Raw genomic sequence first — 21,881 nt, forward strand, 5'->3', positions numbered from 1 at the left:
GATCCCTCCCTGACTGGAAGGCCCGGCAATGACCAGCACCGCAGCACACTCGCAACCCCTGTCCGACACCACGACCGCCGCCCCGCCCGCGTGGCGCCCGGGACCGGTGGCCCGCCTCACCCTCGCGGTGGCCCGGATCTGTCTGGGATGGATCTTCCTGTGGGCCTTCGTGGACAAGATGTTCGGCCTGGGGTACGGCACGCCCGCCTCCGGCGCGTGGATCCACGGCGCCAGCCCCACCGCCGGATACCTCGGCGGCGTCAGGGGCAGCTTCGCGCACCTGTTCTCGTCCATGAGCGGGCAGGCGTGGGCCGACTGGCTCTACATGGTCGGCATGGGCGGCCTGGGCGTGGCCTTCGTCCTGGGCATCGGCATGCGCGTCGCCTCGATCGGCGGGATCGCGCTGTTGGGCATGCTGTGGCTGTCGTCGCTGCCCCTGGACACCAACCCGTTCATGGACCAGCACCTGGTCTACCTGGTCACGGCCTTCGCGCTGACGGCCTGCCGCGCCGGCGACACCCTGGGCCTGGGGAAGTGGTGGGCAGGGACCGGCCTGGTGCGGGCCCTGCCCTTCCTGCGTTGAGGAAACGCCCTACAGGTTCTTGATGCACAGCACGAAGCGCGGCGTCTGGCTCGGGTCCAGAATGTACAACGTGTAGTCGTAGTCGGCGCTGACGGCCTCGCATTCCTTGGCCGCCGCCTCCTGCGTGTTGTCGGTGCTGGCCGGGTCGTCGATCCGCTTGTTGATCTGGCCGTACGCACTGGGGTCGGAGCAATCGACCTTCTTGGTGTCGGCGACGTCGGAGGGGTTGTCGACGCAGTCGCCCTCCTGCGCGTACAGCGGCGAATCCCCGGAGCTGTCGGAGGAGTACGGGTCGGAACTGGGCAGTTCCTCCGAAGACGACGACTCCGACGACGAGCTGGACGACTCCGACGAGGAATTGTCGTCGGCGGAGTTGTGACCAACGCTCCTGAGCAGGAAGAAACCGCCGACACCCAGGGCGATGACCACCACCACGACGGCACCGATGATCAGTGCGATCTTTCCGCCGTTGTTGGACGGCGGCTGCTGCGGGGGCATGAATCCGCCGCCCATGTCGGGCGGGGGAGGAGGCCCGAAACCGCCGCCGCCCCCGGGCTGCCCCAGCGGGGGGCCGTACGGGTCGGCGGGGTAACCCCCGGGCCCGCTGGTGGGCGCGTACGGGTCGGACGACCCCGGCCACCCGGGCTGGGCGGACACCGGGTCGGGCCCCGGTGGCGGCGGGTATTGTCCCGGCTGGAACGACGGGGGCTGCTGGCCGGGCTGTTGCGAGTAGTCCGGCGGAGGGTACGACATTTGCCTGCTCCCAGAAATAACGTCTTTGAGGTTCGGGGGCTCACTGTAACGCGGTGCTGTAACCGGTGCCGAGGCTTGCGCACATGTCGATTCATGGACGGCACGACTTGGGGAGACAAGCAACGACCCCGGGGGCGTGAACCCCCCGGGGCCGAATCGTAAGTGACTACTCTGCGATCACGAAACGTCGGTGGTGCAGATGAACCAGTCGAACGGTCCGGAGTCCTGCGGCTCGCTGAAGTAGCTCTTGGCGTTGTCGCTACAGACCTCGGCCGAGGCGTCCGTCGGGTCGTTGGTGCTCGTCTGCGGTTTCTCCTTGGCGTCGGTGATCTTGTACTTCGCCGACGGGTCGGAGCAGTCCACGATCTGGAAGTACTCCGAGGTGTCGGAGGCCCAGCAGTCGCCGACCTGACCGGGCATCTCGCCGTACTTCGCGGTCTTGATGTCGAGCGGGTCCAGACACAGCAGCCAGTCGAGGCCGCCGCCGTGGCTGTTCTCCTGATACATGTAGGTCGCCGCGGCGGTGCCGTCGCACGCCTTGGAGGCGGCCTTTTCCGCGTCGGTCTCGGTGGGGTCGTCGTCGCGCCCCACCACCTTGAAGTAGGCGTCCTTGGCGGAGCACTTCACGACCGTCACGTCGCTGGCGTCGGTGGACACCTTGCTGGAGAACTTGGTCGTGCAGTCGCCCTTGTCGGCGACCTCGGTGTCACCGGTGGCCTCGGCGACGCCGTCGTCGAGCACCACACGCAGCAGGACCTTGCCGGCGAACACCAGCACGAGCACGACGATCACGGCGATGATGCCGCCGATCGTCTTGCCGACCTTCTTACCACCGCTGGGTGGGGGAGGAACGGGTCCGCCGGCCTGGGGATTGCTGGGGAAACCGCTGGGCTGCTGCCCGTAGGGCTGGCCGCCGCCGGGCTGGGGGTTGCTGGGGAAACCGCTGGGAGTGCCCCCGGCGGGGCCGGGCGGGGGAGGTGCCGGTTGTCCGTATCCGTTGTTGGCGTACGGGTCCGGCTGTTGGGGGTAGCCACCCTGGTAGGGCGGTGGCTGGGTCATATTCTTCTCCGTTGTCGTTCTTGCTGGTGTCGGTGCGAAACAGGGGTTGGTTGGGGTGCACGCGACACGCCGAGATTAGTAGTGCCGGATCAGTAATCGGATCGTGGCCTGAGCATCGAAATGCCCGAATTTCGGGATCAACTGTTCGCCGGCGTGGTGCTTCGCCTACACTGGTACGACTACGGGCCGACGTCGTCCCGGCAAATCCCCAGCTCACACCGGATATACCGGCTCTTTACGGTGTGCGCGCCAGCGACGTTGAAGGAGGCTCGACCGCGTGCGTTTTTCCGTACCCTCTGATCCCCGCCGAGCCGGGGGCCTGTATCGCGACGCCTTCGAACACGATTCCTGCGGTGTGGCCTTCGTCGTGGACTCCTCCGGACGCCGCGCCCACCGCATCGTGGAGGCCGGGCTGTCCGCGCTGTGCCGCATGGAGCACCGCGGCGCCTCGGGCGCCGACCCGGACTCCGGGGACGGCGCGGGCATCATGGTGCAGATCCCCGACGCGTTCTACCGCGCGGTGGTCGACTTCGGGCTCCCCGCCGCGGGCCACTACGCCACCGGCCTGGTGTTCACCCGCGGCGACGACGCCGGGGACGTGCGCGGCGTCATCGACAAGTACGCGGTCGCCGAGGCGGCCCTGGTGCTGGGCTGGCGTCGGGTCCCGGTGGACCCCGACTGCCTGGGCGCGACCTCCCGGGAGGCGATGCCGCAGGTGTGGCAGGTGTTCCTGGTCGCCGACGACCCGGCGGTGTCGGGCGTGGAGCTGGACCGGGTGGCCTTCGCGGTGCGCAAGCAGGCCGAGCGGGAGCTGCGGGAGCGCGACACGGGCGCGGCGGTCATCTCGCTGTCGTCCCGCACGGTTGTCTACAAGGGAATGTTGACGCCGGGCCAGCTGGGCGCCTTTTACCCGGACCTGCGCGACGAGCGGCTGGACAGCGCCATGGCGCTGGTGCACAGCCGCTTCTCCACCAACACCTTCCCGTCGTGGCCGCTGGCGCACCCGTACCGCATGGTGGCGCACAACGGCGAGATCAACACGATCCGCGGCAACCGCAACTGGATGCAGGCCCGCCAGGCGCTGCTGGCCACCCCGGCGATCCACGGCCGCCTGAAGCGGCTGTATCCGGTGTGCACGCCCGGCGCCTCCGACTCGTCGAACTTCGACGAGGTCGTGGAGCTGTTGCACCTGAGTGGACGGTCGTTGCCGCACGCGATGCTGATGATGATCCCCGAGGCCTGGGAATCCAACGCCACCATGGACCCCAAGCGCCGGGAGTTCTACCGCTTCCACGCGTCCATGATGGAGCCGTGGGACGGCCCGGCCTGCGTGGCCTTCTCGGACGGAACGGTGATCGGCGCGGTCCTGGACCGCAACGGGCTGCGCCCGGCGCGCTGGTGCCGCACCGTCGACGGCCTGGTCGTGCTGGCCAGCGAATCGGGCGTGGTGGACCTGGACGACGCGTCCATCGTCGAGAAGGGACGCCTCACCCCGGGCCGGATGTTCCTGGTGGACACCGCCGCGGGCCGCATCGTCGGCGACGACGAGATCAAGGACGCCCTGGCCGCCGAGAACCCCTACGCCGACTGGACCCACGCCGGCCTGGTGCATCTCGACTCGCTGCCGGAGCGCGAGCACATCGTCTACACCCACGACTCGGTGCGCCGCCGCCAGCGCGTCTTCGGCTACACCTCGGAGGAGCTGCGGATGCTGATGGCGCCGATGGCCTCCGCCGGCGCCGAACCCGTGGTGTCGATGGGAACCGACACCCCGCCCGCCGGGCTGTCGCGGCGCCCGAAGCTGCTGTACGACTACTTCACCCAGCTGTTCGCGCAGGTCACCAACCCGTCGCTGGACTCGATCCGGGAAGAGCTGGTGACGTCCCTGGGCGTCACCATCGGCCCCGAGCACAACCTGTTGGAGCCGTCGGCGGCGTCGTGCCGCCAGATCGAACTGTCCTATCCGGTCATCGACAACGACGAACTGGCCAAGATCCTGTCCATCGACGCCGACGGCGACATGCCCGGATTCAAGGCGGTGCGGGTGTCGGGGCTGTACAAGGCCCGGCACGGCGCCGGCGGCATGAAGGCCCGGCTGGTGGAGATCTGCCGCCACGTGTCGGAGGCCATCGAGGACGGCGTGCGGATCCTGGTGCTGTCGGACCGCGACTCCACCCGCGACCTGGCGCCGATCCCGTCGCTGCTGCTGACCGCCGCGGTGCACCAGCACCTGGTGCGCGAACAGACCCGCACCCAGGTGGCGCTCGTGGTGGAGACCGGCGACTGCCGCACCGTCCACCACGCGGCGGTGCTGTTGGGGTACGGAGCGGCCGTCATCAACCCGTACCTGGCGTTTGAGTCCATCGAGGACATGGTCGCCACCGGCGCGCTGGACGCCGAACCGGCGCAGGCGGTGCGCCGCTACGCCGCCGGCCTGTGCAAGGGCGTGTTGAAGATCATGTCCAAGATGGGCATCTCGACGGTGTCGTCGTATTGCGGCGCACAGGTTTTCGAGGCGCTCGGCCTGGACGAGCGCTTCACCGGGCGCTATTTCACCGGCACCGAGTCGCGGCTGGGCGGCGCGGGACTCGACGTGATCGCCGCCGAGGTCGAGCAGCGCCATCGCCGCGCCTTCGACGACACCGGAAGCGAACTGGACTCCGGCGGCGACTACCAGTGGCGCCGCGACGGAGAGGTCCACCTGTTCAACCCCGAGACGGTGTTCCTGCTGCAGCACTCCACCCGCTCCGGGCGCTACGACGTGTTCAAGAAGTACACCTCCACGGTGGACGCACAGACCCGCGACGGCGGCAGCCTGCGGGGCCTGCTGGAGCTCGCCGCCGACGGGGGCGAGGCCATCCCGCTGGACGAGGTGGAGCCGGTCGAGGCGATCCTGCGGCGCTTCTCCACCGGCGCGATGTCGTACGGCGCCCTGTCGTCCGAGGCTCACGAGACCCTGGCGATCGCGATGAACCGCCTGGGCGGCAAGTCCAACAGCGGCGAGGGCGGCGAGTCGATCGACCGCCTCGACGACCCCGAGCGGCGCAGCGCGATCAAGCAGGTCGCCTCGGGCCGCTTCGGCGTGACCAGCCGCTACCTGGTCAGCGCCGACGACATCCAGATCAAGATGGCGCAGGGCGCCAAGCCCGGCGAGGGCGGCCAGCTGCCGGGCAACAAGGTGTATCCGTGGATCGCCGAGACCCGCCACGCCACCCCCGGCGTCGGACTGATCTCGCCGCCGCCCCACCACGACATCTACTCCATCGAGGACCTGGCACAGCTGATCCACGACCTCAAGCACGCCAACCGGCGCGCCCGCGTCCACGTCAAGCTGGTGTCCGAAGTGGGCGTCGGCACCGTGGCGACCGGGGTGGCCAAGGCGCACGCCGACGTCATCCTGATCTCCGGACACGACGGCGGCACCGGCGCCGCCCCCGCCAACTCGGTGAAGCACGCCGGCGCCCCCTGGGAGATCGGCCTGGCCGAAACCCAACAGACGTTGCTGCGCAACGGTTTGCGCGACCGGGTGAGCCTCCAGGTCGACGGGGCCATGAAGACCGGACTGGACGTGGTGATCGCGGCGCTGCTGGGTGCCGAGGAGTACGGTTTCGCCACCGCGCCGCTCATCGTGTCCGGCTGCGTCATGATGCGGGTGTGCCACCTGGACACCTGCCCGGTCGGGGTGGCCACCCAGAACCCGAAGCTGCGCGAGCGCTTCAACGGAAGCCCCGAGTTCGTGGAGAACTTCTTCACCTACATCGCCAGCGAGGTCCGCGAGCACCTGGCGGCCCTGGGACTGCGCAGCCTCGACGAGGCCGTGGGCCGCGTCGACCTGCTGCGCCGCCGCGCCGTCGAGACCGGCGGCAAGGCCGCGGGCCTCGACGTGTCGGCGCTGCTGTGGAGCCCGCCGCTGGCCGACGGCGCCGCGCGCCGCCGCACCCGCGACCAGGATCACCGCATCGACGCCACCCTGGGCCAGCGACTGGTCGAGTGGGCCGAACCGGCGCTGTCGCGCGGCGCCCCGGCCGCCATCGAGCTGCCGGTGTCCAATACCGACCGTTCGGTGGGGACGCTGCTGGGCGCCGAGGTGACCCGGCGCTGGCCCGATGGCCTGGACGACAACACGATCGAGGTGACCCTGCGCGGCACCGCCGGTCAGTCGCTGGCGGCGTTCCTGCCGCGCGGCGTCACGGTGCGGCTCGTCGGCGACGCCAACGACTATGTCGCCAAGGGACTGTCGGGCGGCCGCGTCGTGGTGCGCCCGTCCGCGAACGCCGCGTTCGCCGCGGGCGACAACGTGATCGCCGGCAACACCCTGCTGTACGGCGCCACCTCCGGCGAGCTGCTGTGCGCCGGACGGGCCGGCGAGCGGTTCGGGGTGCGCAACTCCGGCGCCCACGCCGTGGTGGAGGGTGTCGGCGACCACGGCTGCGAGTACATGACCGGCGGCGTGGTGGTGGTGCTGGGCGAGACCGGACGCAACTTCGCCGCGGGCATGTCCGGCGGCTGCGCCTACGTGCACCGCCTCGACCCGCTCAAGGTCAACGACGCGCTGGTCGACCTGGACCCGATGGGCGCCAGCGACATCGCCGTCGTCCACAAGCTACTGTCCACCCACCACCGCGAGACGGGATCGACGGTGGCCGCCGACCTGCTGTCGCGGTGGCCGCGCGCCGCCGGCGGCTTCACCAAGGTGATCCCCGTGGAGTACAAGCGGGTGCTGGAACAGGCCGAACTGGACGAAGCCGAGCGACAGGAGGCCCGACATGGCTGACGCGAAGGGATTCATGAAGCACCCCCGCGCCAACCCGCCCCGCCGGCCGGTGCCGGTGCGGCTGCTCGACTGGCGCGAGGTATATGAGACCGGCGATCCCGCCGAGCTGCGCGAACAGGCTTCGCGCTGTATGGACTGCGGGATTCCCTTCTGCCACAACGGTTGCCCGCTGGGCAACAAGATCCCGGAGTGGAACGACCTGGTGCGCTCCGGCCGCCTCGACGCCGCGGCGGTGTCCCTGCACTCCACCAACAACTTCCCGGAGTTCACCGGGCGGCTGTGCCCGGCGCCGTGCGAGGCCGCGTGCGTCCTGGACATCGCCGACGACCCCGTGGCCATCAAGCGCGTCGAGTCCGACATCGCCGACCACGCCCTGGCCGACGGCGCCGTCCCGCGCCCGGCCGGGCACTCCACGGGCAGGTCGGTGGGGATCGTGGGTTCGGGCCCGGCGGGCCTGGCCGCGGCGCAACAGCTGGCCCGCGCCGGTCACGCCGTGACCGTGTACGAACGCGACGACGCCGTCGGAGGCCTGCTGCGCTACGGGATCCCCGACTTCAAGCTCGAAAAGCGCCACGTGGACCTCCGGGTGGAGCAGCTGCGCGGCGAGGGCGTGGACTTCGTGTGCGACTGCGAGATCGGCGTCGACGTGTCCATGCGGGACCTGCGGTCGCGCCACGACGCCGTCCTGTTGGCGACCGGCGCCCTGGAGGCCCGCGACACCGATGTGGACGGTCGCGGTCTGGGCGGGGTCCACCTGGCCATGGACCATCTGGTGGGGGCCAACCGGGTGGTGGCGGGCCGGGCGCCGTTCGCGCCGGTCGACGCGCGCGGCAAGCACGTCGTCATCATCGGCGGCGGCGACACCGCGGCCGACTGCGTCGGCGTGGCGCACCGCCAGGGCGCGGTCTCGGTGACCCAGCTCGACCTGTACCCCGAGCCGCCCTCCCGCCGCGTCGACTCCCGCGACCCGTGGCCGGTGTGGCCCACCGTGTTGCGCAACTACCCCGCCCACGAGGAGGGCGGCCGCCGCGTGTTCGCCACCGCGGCGTTCTCCTTCATCGGCGACGACCGACACCACGTGCGGCACATGCGCGTCAACGAGGTCACCGTCGACAAGAGCGGCGGCCGCCGGACCGTCACCCCGGTGCCCGGCACGACCCGCGACCTGCCGTGCGACCTGGTGCTCCTGGCCATCGGCTTCGCAGGAACCGAGGAGCAGCCCCTGCTGCGCCAGTCGCGCCTGTCGCGCCGCGGCGGCGTCATCGACTGCGGCGACGACTGGCAGACCGACGCCGAGGGCGTGTTCGTCGCCGGCGACGCCCACCGGGGCGCCTCCCTCATCGTGTGGGCGATCGCCGAGGGCCGCGCCGCCGCGGCGGCCATGCACCGGTACCTCGGCGGCGCCCGGCCGCTCCCGTCCCCAGTGGAGGCCGACGCGCGCCCGCTGGCCGCCTAGGGTCTGTCGGCGTGGGTCTTCGTGCGGCGAGAAGTCCTGGACCGAGGCCGACGACAACGCCGCCAGGCGAAGCGTCCAGGGACTTCGGCTCGCTTGCGAGTCGAAGCATGAAGCAGAGCGCGGACTGCCGAGATGACCCGCGGGACGGACCCCAAGGTCTGGTGGGCAATCACGCCCGTCGAACGGTTACGGTGGCCTCGTGTCAAGCGACCACGGTGACCTCCCGCCCGACGACAACGGTGGCGACGACAACGATCACACCGACGCCTCGCGGCGCGACATGTTGGCCGCCCGCGAGACCCTGGACAGGGTGCGCCGTGAAATGCCGTTCCGCAAGGCGCTGTGGGGTTTCCGGCTCTACTACATCGGCGTGTTGTCCAGTGTGGGCGCGGCCCTGGTGACCTGCTTCGGCGGCCCCGACGCCGCGATCGTCGTCATCCCCGTCGGGCTGCCGCTGGGCGTGGCCGGTTACCTGTACGGCTACCTCCTGCTGAAGAGCGAGCTGCGGGCGTTCATGGCCGACGCGTCGTCCGAGGTGTGGCATTCCCGGCGCGATCGCAAGAACGTCTGGCAGCTGTCCATCCTGCGGGACTCCTTCATGGGAAGACTGCGCGATGAGCCTTAACCTGCGTTAACGTACCGCCCGCGTGAATCGGCCGACATTTTTGTGGACTAGGGTCTTGTTACGTGAATCGACGCGCCAAGATCGTTTGCACTCTCGGACCAGCCACCGCCACCCCCGACCGCGTACGCGGCCTCGTCGAGGCCGGAATGGACGTGGCACGGCTCAACTTCAGTCACGGCACCCATGCCGACCACGAATCCGTGTACCGCATGGTGCGCAAGGCCGCCTCCGACGCCGGACGCGGCGTGGGCATCCTCGCCGACCTCCAGGGGCCCAAGATCCGGCTGGAGACCTTCGCCGAGGGCCAGGTGGAGTGGAACACCGGCGACCACGTCGTCATCACCTCCGAGGACGTGGAGGGCACCGCCAAACGCGTCGGCGTCACCTACAAGAAGCTGCCCGAGGAGGTGCACGCCGGCGACCGGCTGCTGGTCGACGACGGGCGGCTCGTCCTGGAGGTCATCGACGTCGACGACACCGACATCCAGTGCCTGGTGGTCGAGGGCGGCCCCGTATCCAACCACAAGGGACTGTCGCTGCCGAACGTCGCCATCAGCGTCCCCGCCATGTCCGAGAAGGACTCCGAGGACCTGCGCTTCGCGCTTCGCCTCGGCGTCGACCTCGTGGCGCTGTCGTTCGTGCGCGCCGAAAGCGACGTCGAACCCGTCCGCGCCATTATGTCCGAAATGGATGTTCGGCGCCCGGTGCTGGCCAAGGTCGAAAAGCCCGAGGCCGTGGAGCGCCTGGAATCCATCGTGCTGGCCTTCGACGGCGTCATGGTCGCCCGCGGCGACCTCGGCGTCGAACTGCCGCTGGAACAGGTGCCGCTGGTCCAAAAGCGCGCCGTCCAGATGTGCCGCGAGAACGCCAAACCCGTCATCGTGGCCACCCAGATGCTCGACTCCATGATCAACAACGCCCGCCCCACCCGCGCCGAGACCTCCGACGTCGCCAACGCCGTCCTCGACGGCGCCGACGCCGTCATGCTGTCCGGCGAGACCAGCGTCGGCAAGTACCCCGTCGGCACCGTGCGCACCATGGCCCGCATCGTCGAATCCATCGAGTCGGGGGAATTCACCGCCCCGAAGCTCGAACATGACCCCCGCACCCAGGGCGGCGCCCTCACCTCGGCGGCCTCCCGGGTCGCCCGCGCCGTCGACGCCAAGGCCCTGGTCGCCTTCAGCCAGACCGGCGACACGGTGCGCAGGCTGTCGCGCCTGCACTGCCCCCTGCCGCTGCTGGCCTTCACGCCCGAGGACACCACCCGCAGCCAGCTCGCCCTGTCGTGGGGCGTCGAGGCGTATCTGGTGCCGTTCGTCCACCACACCGACGAGATGTTCGAGCAGGTCGACGGCGCCCTGGTGGAGCTCGGCAAGGCCCGCGAGGGTGACCTGGTCGTCATTGTCGCCGGTTCCCCTCCCGGCACCCCCGGTTCGACAAATACCCTTCGGGTACATCGCATCGGATTGGCGGACATGGATTGAGCGAGATTCTCACCGGACAGTCGGCAGTGGACGAGCTGCTGAACGTCCTGGACCTGGAGGCCATCGAGGTCAACATCTTCCGCGGCATCGGCCCGCGGGTGTCGCCGCAGCGGGTGTTCGGCGGCCAGGTCGCCGGCCAGGCGCTGGTCGCCGCGGGCCGCACCGTCGAGGGCGACCGGCGGGTGCACTCGCTGCACGGCTACTTCGTGCGCCCCGGCGACTCCACCAAGCCCATCGTGTACGAGGTGGACCGCATCAGGGACGGGCGGTCGTTTTCGGTGCGGCGCGTCGTCGCGGTGCAAAACGGCCACACCATCTTCTTCATGTCCGCGTCGTTCCACACGGGGGAGGACGGCCTGGAACACTCCGAGGCCGAACCCGCCGACGTCCCCGAGCCGACCTCGGTGCCGAATCTCGCCGCCAGCCTCGCCGACCACCCCGACCGCCTCGAGGTGTGGGGACGCGTGCCGCGCCCCATCGACGTGCGCTACGTCGGCGAGTCGGGGTACGCCGTGCACGGCGAACGCGAGGCCGGAAACCAACAGCGCGTGTGGATGCGGGTGGACGGGAAGCTGCCCGACGACCCGCTGCTGCACGTGTGCGTGCTGACCTACGCCAGCGACCTCACCCTGCTGGACACCGTGCTCAACCGCCACGGCGAGGTGTGGGGCGCGGGCGGATACCTCGGCACCAGTCTCGACCACGCCATGTGGTTCCACCGCCCCTTCCGCGCCGACGAATGGTTCCTGTTCGACTCCACCAGCCCGTCGGCCTCGGCGGGCCGCGGCCTGGCCACCGGCCAGTTCTACACCGCCGACGGACGCCACATCGCCTCGGCCGTCCAAGAGGGACTGTTGCGGGCGATGCCCGTGGCGCCCCCCGGCGTGCCGTAGACGCCCGCGAAGAATCCGCAGGATACGGTGCGGGTATCCGAACCGGATAGGCGACAATGTCATCTATGCGTCTATCCGCCCGAGTCGACTACGCCCTGCGCGCCGCCGTTGAACTGACCGTGTCGAGCCCGGCATGGACGCCCGCCGAGAAGGTCGCCGCCGCCGCCGACATCCCCGGCAAGTTCTGCGAATCCATCCTGCTGCAGCTGCGCCGCGGCGGTCTCATCGAATCCCGCCGCGGCCCCGACGGCGGCCACCGCCTGGCCCGCCCCGCCCGCGACATCACCCTGGCCGACATCATCCGCGTCGTCGACGGCCCCCTCGTCGGCGTCCGCGGCCGCCGCCCCGAACACGTCGACTACTCCGGCGCCGCCCACGCCCTCCAGGACGTGTGGATCGCGCTGCGCGCCAGCGAACGCAAGATCCTCGAATCGGTCACCCTGGCCAACGTCTCCAGCGGCAAACTCCCCACCGCCGTCCGCAAGCTCACCGAGGACCCCGCCGCCTGGTCCTGACGCCGCACCCGGGCATCGGCTGTTTCGCGCGCCCAGTGGCGCAGCTCACCTCGACGTATCATCGCTACACGGGTACCCGCCAGCAGCGAAGGGAACGTCATCATGAGCCGACCATTCGCCTCCAGCGCCGACCTGACGGCGAAGAAGCAGACCCTGGAGCTGCTGGCCGACGGCGTGTACGCCCTGACCGCCGAGGGCGACCCCAACGTCGCGGCCATCGAGGGAGAAGACTTCCTCGTGTGCTTCGAGGCGATGGCCACCCCGCACGCCGCCCGAAAATGGCTCGAGGAACTCCACCACCACACCGACAAACCCGTGCGCTACCTGGTGCTCAGCCACTACCACGCGGTGCGCGTCCTGGGCGCCTCCGCCTTCGGCACCGACGCCATCATCGCCCACGACAACACCCGCGCCCTCATCGCCGAACGCGGAAAGGCCGACTGGGAAAGCGAACTGGGGCGGATGCCGCGCCTGTTCGACCACCCCCAGTCCATACCGGGACTGACCTGGCCCACCATCACCTTCACCGACTCCATGACCATCCAGCTGGGCGGCGACCGCGGCGAACTCGTCCTGGCCCACTGCGGATACGGACACACCGAGGGCGACATCATCGCCTGGCTGCCGAAGCAGAAGATCCTGTTCGCGGGCGACCTCGTCGAAACCCAGGCCGCACTGTACACAGGAGACGCCTACCACCAGCGCTGGGCGACGTCCACACTCGACCACGTCGCGTCCTTCGAGGCCGAGATCCTGGTCGGCGGGCGCGGCGCCTGCGCCCACGGCCGCGCCGCCGTCGACGCCTCCATCGCCCAGACCCGCGACTTCCTCGACACCATGCTGCGCGAGGTCGGCAAGATCCACGCCGCCGACGGCGACCTGCGCGAGGCCTTCGCCACCGTCCACAATGCCCTGGAACCCGAATACGGCGCCTGGCCGATCTTCGAACACTGCCTGCCGTTCAACGTCAGCCGCCTGTGGGACGAACTGTCGGGCATCACCCGCCCCCGCGTGTGGACCGCCGAACGCGACCGCGACATCTGGGCCACCCTCGAGGAATAAAGGGAGCCACCCGATGAACCAGTTCGGTTGGCCACCAAGCGTTCGCGCGACAACGCCGCGCGCCGCGGCCCGGGCGATCGTCATCGGCGCGGGACCCGTCGGACAGACCACCGCGCTGCTGCTGGCCCGCTGGGGACTGGCCGTGGAGCTGCTGGACGCCGCGCCCCGACGCGACGCCGTCGGCTCCAAGTCGATCTGCCAACAACGCGACGTCCTGGACATCTGGTCGGCCGTCGGCGCGCCCGACATCGCCGCCGAGGGTCTCACCTGGACCACCGCCCGCACCTTCTACCGCGACCGCGAAATCCACCGCTGGAGCTTCGCGCCCACGACGGGCACGCCGCCGTTCGTCAACATCTCCCAAACCCGCACCGAACACCACCTCGACCGCGCCATCGCCCGCCAGCCGCGCATCCGCGTCACCTTCGACGCCCGCGCCACCGCCATCACCGACCACGGCACCCACCCGCGCGTCCGCCTCGCCGACGGGCGCGCCCTGGCCGCCGACTACGTCGTGGCCTGCACCGGCGCCCGCGACGGGGGACTGCGCGACAGCCTCGGCATCACCTTCGACGGCACCACCCACCCCGACCGCTTCCTGATCTGCGACATCGCCGCCGACCTCCCCGGCCACGCCCACGAACGCCACTTCCACTTCGACCCCTCGGCCAACCCCGGGCGCCAGATCCTCATCCACCCCTGCCCCCAGGACACCTACCGCATCGACTGGCAGGTCGCCGAGAACTACCGGGCCGACCGCGACGACCTCGACGCCCGCATCCGCGCCGTCCTCGGCGACACCCCCTACCGCCTACTGTGGAACACCGCCTACCGCTTCCACTCCCGCATCGCCTCCACCCTCCACACCGGACGCGTCCTGCTCGCCGGCGACGCCGCCCACCTGTGCGCCCCCTTCGGCGCCCGCGGCCTCAACTCGGGCATCGCCGACGCCGAAAACGCCGCCTGGAAGATCGCCGCCCACGCCCACGGCTGGGCCGCCCCCGACATCCTCGCCACCTACCACACCGAACGCCACGCCGCCGCCCGCGAAAACCAGTCCGTCGTCGACGCCACCATGGACCTCCTCGCCCCCACCACCCCCCAATCCCGACATCGCCGCCGCGCCACCCTCACCGCCGCCGCCAACGATCCCGCCCGCGCCGCCGCCATCGACTCGGGACGATTCGCCGAGCCCTACTGGTACGACGCCTCGCCCCTCACCACACCCGACCCCACCCGCGCCGCCCCCGGGCGACCCCCCAAGGGCCAACCCCAGCCCGCCGCGCCCGGCACCATCACCCCGGACACCCCGCTGCCCGACGCCACCCCGCTGCGCCAGGCGCTGCGCGGCCACTTCACCCTCCTGACCACCCAAGCCGCCTCCCACGCCCCGCCACCGCTGCGCACCCTCACCCTCACGCCCGCCACCGCCGAGACCATCGGCATGCGACCGAACGAGACCTGGCTCGTGCGCCCCGACGCCCACCTCGCCGCCACCCTCACCACCCCCACCCCCGACGACGTCACCGCCGCGCTACGCCGCGCGGTCGCCCGGCACCCGGCCCCCCAACCCCGCTAAACTCCCGAATTCGTGCCTCCCCAACGGCGCGAGCTTGCCACCGACGTACCCCGCTGCCAGGATGGGACGCCTAACAGGCTTCGCCGACGCGCACCGACCCACGGGGAGACCACCACACCCCTGCCGACCACGACGGTTCCACACCAACGGAGAGAGAAACCATGACCTACCCAGGACAGGCACCATCCTTCCTGCCCCCCGCGCCCCCGTCCCGGCCCTCGCGCGCCGGCGGCATCATCCTGCTCCTGGCCGGCCTGCTGGGCGTCGGCGCGGCCTTCGTGTCCTATATCAACATCGAGGGCTTTGACCAGACCATCAGCCTCAAGTACATGTTCGACGAGATTGGCAAGAGCAGCGCCCCCGCCCCGGGCGGCCTCGACAACCCGCAGTTCTGGTTCCTGGCCGCCGTCGGCGCGGGCGGCGCCGCCGTTCTCTTTGGACTCATCGGCCTGGCCGGCAACAAGGGCGTCAACATCACCGCCGGCATCTTCGGCCTCCTGGCCGCCATCGGCATGGCCTACCCCCCGATCTGGGCCTTCACCGGCGCCAGCCTCTCCGACATGGCCAAGCACGCCGGCGACATCCTCAAGATCCTCGGCCCCGGCTACTACATGCTGACCGGCGGGGCGTTCCTCGCCCTCATCGGAGCGGTCATCGCCTTCATCGGCTCCGCCAAGAAATAACCCCAAACCACTGTGGGCACCGGACGGATGTCCGGTGCCCACGGCTATGCGGTGCCCTGGGTGGGATTCGAACCCACACTGTATGGATTTTGAGACCATCTTCTCTGCCAGTTGGAATACCAGGGCGTACCCCCGCGCGGCGCCTCATCATAGCGGCACCCGCGCGCCACTGTAGGCAGCCCCTCCCGTGGGCGCAACGCGTTTGTGGCGTCCCAGTCGTCAATACTCCCGCGCCCGGGTGCGCCCTGACCCGTTAGGCTTTGGGCTTCCGCTGACGTAATCGCTGGAAAGGTGCCACGGGCCATGACGGGCAATGCCGCCGACGCCGCCGTTCGCCGAGTGTTGATCGCCGAGGATGAGGGGTTGATTCGGCTCGACCTGGCCGAGATGTTGACCGAGGAGGGGTATGAGGTCGCCGCGGAGGCCGCCGACGGGGAGACGGCGGTGCGGTTGGCGGAGGAGAAGCGCCCCGATTTGGTGATCTGCGATATCCAGATGCCGATTATGGATGGGCTGCAGGCCGCCGAGAAGATCGTGGCGGCGCGGATCGCGCCGGTGGTGATTCTGACGGCATTCAGTCAACGGGATCTGATTGAGCGGGCGCGTAACGCCGGGGCGATGGCGTACCTGGTGAAGCCTTTTCAAAAGAGCGATCTGGTGCCGGCGATCGAATTGTCGATGGCGCGATTCGCGGAGATGACGGCGCTGGAGCGTGAGGTCGCGGGGTTGGCGGAGCGGCTCGAGGTGCGCAAGTTGGTGGATCGGGCGAAGGGCTTGTTGATGACGCGGTACGGGATGGGTGAGCCCGACGCGTTTCGGTGGATCCAGCGGGCGGCGATGGATCATCGTCTGTCCATGAAGGATGTTTCGGTGCGGATCGTCGAGGAGTCGCAACCGGGGGCCGAGGAGACCGAGTAGGGCCTGGTGTGGCCATGGCCTCAAAACGGTAACGATGCGTCGCGATTCGGCCGTGACGCTTCTTTATGGCGGGATTCTTGGATATTGTCCAGCCTCATCAGGTGATTGATCGCACCTGTGTTGTTCGACATCGTGCCTGGACTGTGCGGTGCGAACCAGTGTCCGATGAGGCGAGAAGGGCGAGAAACCGTGAAACGGAAAGTATCCCGGTTGCTGGCGTTGACGGCCGCGGCGGCGACGCTCGCGGGTGCGCTGACGGCGTGTGGCAATCCGAACGCGAGCGGCGGCGGCGACTGTAAAGACGCCAAGTACGCGATTGGCAACATGGGGGCGTTGTCGGGTCCGAACGCTGGTTTGGGCACGGTGATGCGCGATGGTGCCAAGACCGCGATCGACTTGTACAACAAGAAGCACTCCGACGCCAAGGTATGCCTTGTGGAGGAAGACTCGCAGGGCAACGAGAAGGACGCCCCGGGTGTGGCGAAGCAGCTGGTGAAGAACAAGAAGGTGCTGGGCGTTGTGGGCCCGGGCTTCTCGGGTGAGTCGATGGCGGCCGACCCGATCTTCGACGAGGCCGGCCTGACCATCATCTCGGGTTCGGCGACGGCCCCCGAGCTGGCCGAAAAGGGCTGGAAGGTGTTCCACCGCACGATCGGTAACGACGCGGTCCAGGGTCCCGCGGACGCGAAGTTCATCGAGGAGACCCTGAAGGCCAAGAAGGTCTTCGTGGTCGACGACAAGACCGCCTACGGTGCGGGCCTGTCGAAGACGCTGCAGAAGGCGCTGGGCGACAAGGTCGTCGGCACCGAGCACTCCAAGACCAAGCAGACCGAGTTCGGCCCGATCATCTCGAAGGTCAAGCAGGCCAAGCCGGACGTGATCTTCTACTCCGGGTACTACCCCGAGGGTGGTCCGTTCGCCGACCAGCTGCGCAAGGCGGGCGTGAAGGCCACGTTCGTCGGCCCCGACGGTCTCAAGGACGAGAACTTCATCAAGGGTGCCGGTAAGGCGCACGCCGAGGGCACCATCCTCACCTGCCCGTGCATTCCCGGTGAGAAGGCCAAGGGCACCTTCGCCAAGGACTTCAAGAAGGACATCGGCGAGGCGCCGGGCACCTACGGTGCCGAGGCCTTCGACGCGGCGAACGTGTTCCTGGACGGCATCAACTCCGGCATCAAGGACCGCAAGGCCATGTTGGACTACGTCAACAAGTACGACAAGGACGGCGCCAGCAAGCACATCAAGTTCGACTCCAAGGGCAACATCGAAGAGGACGTTGTCTGGACTTACAAGGTGAAGGACGGCAAGATCGTCGCGAATGCGCCGATCGAGATGTCATAACCTGTTTTTTCTTCGAGGGCACGAACCCCACATCACGACGGTGTCGGGTTCGTGCCTTCGGTGAGACTGACCTCGCGGATTGGTAGACCCCGATGGATTTTGGACACTTCGTACACAGCTTCGCGGACAACACGATGACCGGCCTGACCTACGGCGGCATCTACGCGTTGGTCGCGTTGGGTTACACCCTTGTGTACGGTGTTTTGAAACTGATCAACTTCGCGCACTCCGAAGTGTTCATGTTGGGAACATTCGGTGCGATCGGCGTGTGGGGGGTGTTGGGTTTCAACGACGCCACCGCGACACCGTCCCTGTTGATGTTCGCGGTGTTGATGTTGGCCGGCACCGTCGGCGCCATGGTGGCGTCGGGCGGTACGGCGCTGGCGCTCGAGTACATCGCCTATCGTCCGCTGCGCCGAAAGCGCGCGCCACGACTGGTCTTCCTGATCACCGCCATCGGATGTTCGTTGGCGCTGTTGGAGGGCATGGGCGTTGTGACCGACCATGACACGTACAAGGCGCCGACGTTGATCGACCCGTACCCGATCCTGCATTTGAACTTCGGCCCATTGGGGACGGTGGACGTCGATGACGTGTCCGTCGGGATCATCATCTTCGCGCTGCTGATGCTGGCGGTGCTGGATGTGTTCATCAACCGTTCCCGCACCGGCGCGGGCGTCCGCGCGGTGGCGCAGGACGCGGACACCGCGGCGTTGATGGGCATCAACAAGAACCGGATCTTCGCGCTCACCTTCCTGCTGGGCGGGATCGCGGCGGGTCTGGCCGCCGCCCTGTACGACGTCTACATTGGTAACACGATCAACGATGTCGGGTTCATCCTGGGCATCAAGGCTTTCACCGCGGCGGTGCTGGGCGGTATCGGCAACCTGCGCGGCGCCCTGGTGGGTGGTTTCCTGTTGGGCCTGGTCGAGCAGTGGGCCGGGGCCCTGTTCGGCAACGCGTGGCTGGACGTGGTGGCCTTCATCATCCTGGTGGTGGTGCTGATGTTCAAACCCACCGGTCTGCTGGGAGAGTCGCTGGGAAGGGCTAAGGCATGAAATTCACCGATCGCTTGCGCCACATCGATAATCGGCGCGTGGAGGGTCTTTCCGGGATGCGGCGCCGTTGGCGCGCGCTGCCCACCGCGGTGCGGTGGCTGACCCTGTTGGCCGTGGTCGTGGTGTTTTACTCGCTGCCGATCCTCAACGAGTACTTCGTCTTCCCGATCAACTACATCTCCACCGACATCGTCCCCAACGGCACCGACTTCGACACCGCCCTGGTGGCGACCGCGATCTTCGTGCTGGTGGCCGTCGGCCTCAACGTCGTCATCGGCCTGGCGGGCATGCTGGACCTCGGTTACATCGGCTTCTTCGCCGTGGGCGCCTACACGGTGGCGCTGTTCGGTTCGGCGCAGTCGGACCTCTACATCAAGCTCCCGCACGCGGTGGTGCCGTACCGCTGGGTGATGCTGGTGCTGATCGGCATCGCGTTGGCGATGATGTCCGGGGTGATTCTGGGCGTGCCGACCCTGCGATTGCGGGGCGACTATCTGGCGATCGTCACCCTCGGCTTCGGCGAGATCATCCGCCTGATCGCGGTGAACTCCACGTTCACCAATGGACAGCAGGGCATCGACGGCGTTCCCAATCCACCGGGCCACTTCAACGGCGAACCCCTGTTCGGCGTCGTCGACTCCCGCCCGATGTACTGGCTGTGCCTCACCATCGTGATCATCTGCATCTTCGGTGTGAGGCGCCTGGAGAACAGCCGGGTCGGGCGCGCCTGGTTGGCGGTGCGCGAGGACGAGGACGCCGCCGGGATCATGGGCGTCGCCGCGTTCAAGTTCAAGATCTGGGCGTTCGCGATCGGCGCGGCCGTGGGCGGCCTGTCCGGTGCGCTGTACGCCAGCCGCGGCGAGGGATACGTCAACTCCGACGGCTTCCCGCTGCAGCTGTCGATCCTGTTCGTGGCGATGGTGGTGCTGGGCGGCCAGGGCAACACCGCCGGGGTGATCCTCGGCGCCGTCGTCATCACCTACCTGCCGGAGCGGCTGCGCGAGATCAAGGACGAACGGTTCATGTGGTTCGGCGTCGCGCTGGTGATCATCATGATCTTCCGCCCGCAGGGCCTGCTGCCGTCGCGGCGGCGAGCCGCCGAGATGGCCGATATGAAGGCCGAGGCGAAGGAGGTGAGCGTCAGTGGCTGACAACCTGTTGAAGGTCGACGCCGTCACCCTGAAGTTCGGCGGACTGACCGCTTTGGACGGTGTCAGCTTCGGCGTCGACTCCGGCGAGATCCTGGCGCTGATCGGCCCCAACGGCGCCGGCAAGACCACCTGCTTCAACGTGATGACGGGCCTGTACAAGCCGACCATGGGCGCGGCCTTCTTCAACGGCAGGCGCCTCAGCGGCATGAAGACGCACCACATCACGAAGCTGGGCATCGCCCGCACCTTCCAGAGCATCCGCCTGTTCCCCGAGATGACGGCGCTGGAGAACGTGATGGTGGGCGCCGACGTCCACCACAGGACCAGCGTGGTGGGTGCGCTGCTGCATCTGCCGCGCCACAAGCGCGAGGAGCGCCAGGGCCGGGCCAAGGCCATGGACCTGCTGGACTTCGTGGGCATGGCCGATCGGGCCAACGAGGTGGCGCGCAACCTGTCGTACGGGCATCAGCGTCGCCTGGAGATCGCGCGGGCCATGGCCACCGACCCGAAGCTGTTGTGTCTGGACGAGCCGGCCGCGGGCTTCAACCCGGCGGAGAAGGAAGACCTCAAGGAACTGATCCGCCGCATCCGCGACCGGGGCCACACCATCCTGCTCATCGAGCACGACATGCGCCTGGTGATGGGCGTGGCCTCGCGCATCGTGGTGCTGGAGTTCGGACGCAAGATCTCCGAGGGCCTTCCTGCCGAAGTGCGCGAGGACCCCAAAGTTATCGCCGCCTACCTGGGAGAACCCGATGACGACGCTGCTTGAGGTCCAGAACCTTTCCGTCTTCTATGGACGGATCCAGGCGCTGCACGGCATCAGCCTGACGGTGGAGGAGGGCGAGATCGTCTCGCTGATCGGCACCAACGGCGCCGGCAAGACCACCACCATGAAGGCGATCTCCGGGCTGCGGGCCGCCGCCCAGGGGCGCATCGTCTTCGACGGCGCCGACATCACCAAGATGAAGGCGCACCACCGGGTCACCGCGGGCATCTGCCAGGCCCCCGAGGGCCGCGGCGTGTTCCCCGGCATGACGGTGCGGGAGAACCTGATGCTGGGCGCCTACACCCGCAAGGACAAGGTCGAGATCGACAAGGACCTGGCCCGGGTGATGGACCTGTTCCCGCGCCTGGCCGAGCGCCTGAAGCAGCACGCCGGCACCATGTCCGGCGGCGAACAGCAGATGCTGGCCATGGGGCGCGCCCTGATGTCGCGACCCAAGCTGCTGCTGCTGGACGAGCCGTCCATGGGCCTGGCGCCGATGCTGATCAAGCAGATCTTCACGATCGTGTCGGAGATCCGAGAGCGCGGCACCACGGTGCTGTTGGTGGAGCAGAACGCCAAGCAGGCCCTGTCGCGCGCCGACCGGGCCTACGTCATGGAGACCGGCGAGATCACCCGCACCGGGCCCGGCGCCGAGCTGCTCAACGATTCCTCGATCCAGGATGCCTACCTAGGCGTGGCTTAACCGACCGTCGGTGGCGGCGGCTAGAGTCTCGAAGCGTGACTGACTCTCGCCCACGTCTGCTGCTGATCGACGGCCACTCGATGGCGTTTCGCGCGTTCTTCGCGTTGCCGGTGGAGAACTTCTCGACCTCCACCGGCCAGCACACCAACGCGGTGTACGGGTTCACCTCGATGCTGATCAACATGCTGCGCGACGAGGCGCCCACGCACGTGGCCGTGGCGTTCGACCTGTCGCGCAAGTCGTTTCGCACCGAGCAGTACCCGGCGTACAAGGACGGGCGGGCCGCCACGCCCGAGGAGTTCAAGGAGCAGGTCCCGCTGATCCAGCAGGTGCTGGACGCCATGGGCATCACCTGGGTCACCCACGACAACTACGAGGCCGACGACATCATCGCCACCCTGTCCACGCAGGCCGGTGAGGGCGGCTTCGAGACGCTGATCTGCTCGGGCGACCGCGACAGCCTGCAGCTGGTCAC

General features: G+C 68.7%; 18 protein-coding genes, 1 tRNA gene and 1 pseudogene. 17 read left to right on the plus strand and 3 right to left on the minus strand.

Annotation, left to right across the window (positions count from 1 at the left end; genetic code table 11):
- Positions 1 to 28: 28 nt before the first annotated feature.
- Positions 29 to 583 (plus strand): hypothetical protein, encoded by a 555-nt coding sequence (locus VE172_RS23430; RefSeq protein WP_324804429.1) that lies wholly within the window; start codon positions 29 to 31, stop codon positions 581 to 583.
- Between the two features lie 9 nt (positions 584 to 592).
- Here the strand turns inward: VE172_RS23430 and VE172_RS23435 are convergent, their stop codons facing one another.
- Positions 593 to 1,336, minus strand: a complete 744-nt coding sequence (locus VE172_RS23435) for an LppU/SCO3897 family protein (RefSeq protein WP_324804430.1) — start codon at positions 1,334 to 1,336, stop codon at positions 593 to 595.
- Positions 1,337 to 1,513: 177 nt separating this feature from the next.
- Positions 1,514 to 2,395 (minus strand): LppU/SCO3897 family protein, encoded by an 882-nt coding sequence (locus tag VE172_RS23440; protein ID WP_324804431.1) that lies wholly within the window; start codon positions 2,393 to 2,395, stop codon positions 1,514 to 1,516.
- A 277-nt stretch (positions 2,396 to 2,672) separates the two neighbouring features.
- Here VE172_RS23440 and gltB point away from each other — a divergent pair, with 277 nt between their 5' ends.
- From gltB to VE172_RS23485, 9 genes are all read left to right on the plus strand, one after another.
- Positions 2,673 to 7,169, plus strand: coding sequence for a glutamate synthase large subunit (gene gltB, locus VE172_RS23445; RefSeq protein ID WP_324804432.1), 4,497 nt, complete (start codon positions 2,673 to 2,675; stop codon positions 7,167 to 7,169).
- Complete coding sequence (locus tag VE172_RS23450) at positions 7,162 to 8,625, plus strand: glutamate synthase subunit beta (RefSeq protein WP_324804433.1); 1,464 nt, start codon at positions 7,162 to 7,164, stop codon at positions 8,623 to 8,625. Before gltB ends, VE172_RS23450 begins: the two co-directional genes overlap by 8 nt.
- Positions 8,626 to 8,824: 199 nt before the next feature.
- Positions 8,825 to 9,250 carry a hypothetical protein gene (locus VE172_RS23455; protein WP_324804434.1) on the plus strand — a complete coding sequence of 142 codons (426 nt, stop codon included), beginning with the start codon at positions 8,825 to 8,827 and terminating at the stop codon, positions 9,248 to 9,250.
- Positions 9,251 to 9,312: 62 nt separating this feature from the next.
- Positions 9,313 to 10,734: a pyruvate kinase gene (pyk, locus tag VE172_RS23460; RefSeq protein ID WP_324804435.1), complete on the plus strand. Its 1,422-nt coding sequence runs from the start codon at positions 9,313 to 9,315 to the stop codon at positions 10,732 to 10,734.
- Positions 10,731 to 11,627, plus strand: coding sequence for an acyl-CoA thioesterase (locus VE172_RS23465; RefSeq protein WP_324804436.1), 897 nt, complete (start codon positions 10,731 to 10,733; stop codon positions 11,625 to 11,627). Before pyk ends, VE172_RS23465 begins: the two co-directional genes overlap by 4 nt.
- A gap of 65 nt (positions 11,628 to 11,692) precedes the next feature.
- A complete protein-coding gene (locus VE172_RS23470) occupies positions 11,693 to 12,142 on the plus strand; it encodes an RrF2 family transcriptional regulator (protein ID WP_324804437.1) in 450 nt (149 codons plus the stop codon).
- 102 nt (positions 12,143 to 12,244) lie between these two features.
- Positions 12,245 to 13,204, plus strand: a complete 960-nt coding sequence (locus VE172_RS23475; RefSeq protein WP_324804439.1) for an MBL fold metallo-hydrolase — start codon at positions 12,245 to 12,247, stop codon at positions 13,202 to 13,204.
- Between the two features lie 13 nt (positions 13,205 to 13,217).
- Positions 13,218 to 14,783, plus strand: coding sequence for an FAD-dependent monooxygenase (locus VE172_RS23480; RefSeq protein ID WP_324804440.1), 1,566 nt, complete (start codon positions 13,218 to 13,220; stop codon positions 14,781 to 14,783).
- A gap of 161 nt (positions 14,784 to 14,944) precedes the next feature.
- Positions 14,945 to 15,466, plus strand: a complete 522-nt coding sequence (locus tag VE172_RS23485) for a hypothetical protein (protein ID WP_324804441.1) — start codon at positions 14,945 to 14,947, stop codon at positions 15,464 to 15,466.
- A 52-nt stretch (positions 15,467 to 15,518) separates the two neighbouring features.
- On the opposite strand, the gene VE172_RS23490 is transcribed toward VE172_RS23485, so the two are convergent.
- A tRNA-Leu gene (locus tag VE172_RS23490) sits at positions 15,519 to 15,592 on the minus strand.
- Positions 15,593 to 15,769: 177 nt separating this feature from the next.
- Here VE172_RS23490 and VE172_RS23495 point away from each other — a divergent pair.
- The 7 genes and pseudogenes from VE172_RS23495 to VE172_RS23525 all read left to right on the plus strand — a co-directional run.
- Complete coding sequence (locus tag VE172_RS23495) at positions 15,770 to 16,384, plus strand: ANTAR domain-containing response regulator (protein WP_324804442.1); 615 nt, start codon at positions 15,770 to 15,772, stop codon at positions 16,382 to 16,384.
- 189 nt (positions 16,385 to 16,573) lie between these two features.
- A complete protein-coding gene (locus tag VE172_RS23500) occupies positions 16,574 to 17,725 on the plus strand; it encodes a branched-chain amino acid ABC transporter substrate-binding protein (protein WP_324804443.1) in 1,152 nt (383 codons plus the stop codon).
- Between the two features lie 92 nt (positions 17,726 to 17,817).
- On the plus strand, positions 17,818 to 18,783 hold the full coding sequence (locus VE172_RS23505; RefSeq protein WP_414715143.1) for a branched-chain amino acid ABC transporter permease: 966 nt from the start codon (positions 17,818 to 17,820) through the stop codon (positions 18,781 to 18,783).
- Positions 18,784 to 18,839: 56 nt separating this feature from the next.
- Positions 18,840 to 19,934, plus strand: coding sequence for a branched-chain amino acid ABC transporter permease (locus VE172_RS23510; protein ID WP_349258513.1), 1,095 nt, complete (start codon positions 18,840 to 18,842; stop codon positions 19,932 to 19,934).
- Positions 19,927 to 20,706 (plus strand): ABC transporter ATP-binding protein, encoded by a 780-nt coding sequence (locus VE172_RS23515; protein ID WP_324804446.1) that lies wholly within the window; start codon positions 19,927 to 19,929, stop codon positions 20,704 to 20,706. Before VE172_RS23510 ends, VE172_RS23515 begins: the two co-directional genes overlap by 8 nt.
- Positions 20,690 to 21,406: an ABC transporter ATP-binding protein gene (locus tag VE172_RS23520; RefSeq protein WP_324804447.1), complete on the plus strand. Its 717-nt coding sequence runs from the start codon at positions 20,690 to 20,692 to the stop codon at positions 21,404 to 21,406. Before VE172_RS23515 ends, VE172_RS23520 begins: the two co-directional genes overlap by 17 nt.
- Positions 21,407 to 21,486: 80 nt before the next feature.
- Positions 21,487 to 21,881, plus strand: a pseudogene (locus tag VE172_RS23525) (PIN domain-containing protein); the annotation flags it as partial.

The organism is Stackebrandtia sp. (assembly GCF_035643755.1).
Lineage (GTDB): Bacteria > Actinomycetota > Actinomycetes > Mycobacteriales > Micromonosporaceae > Stackebrandtia.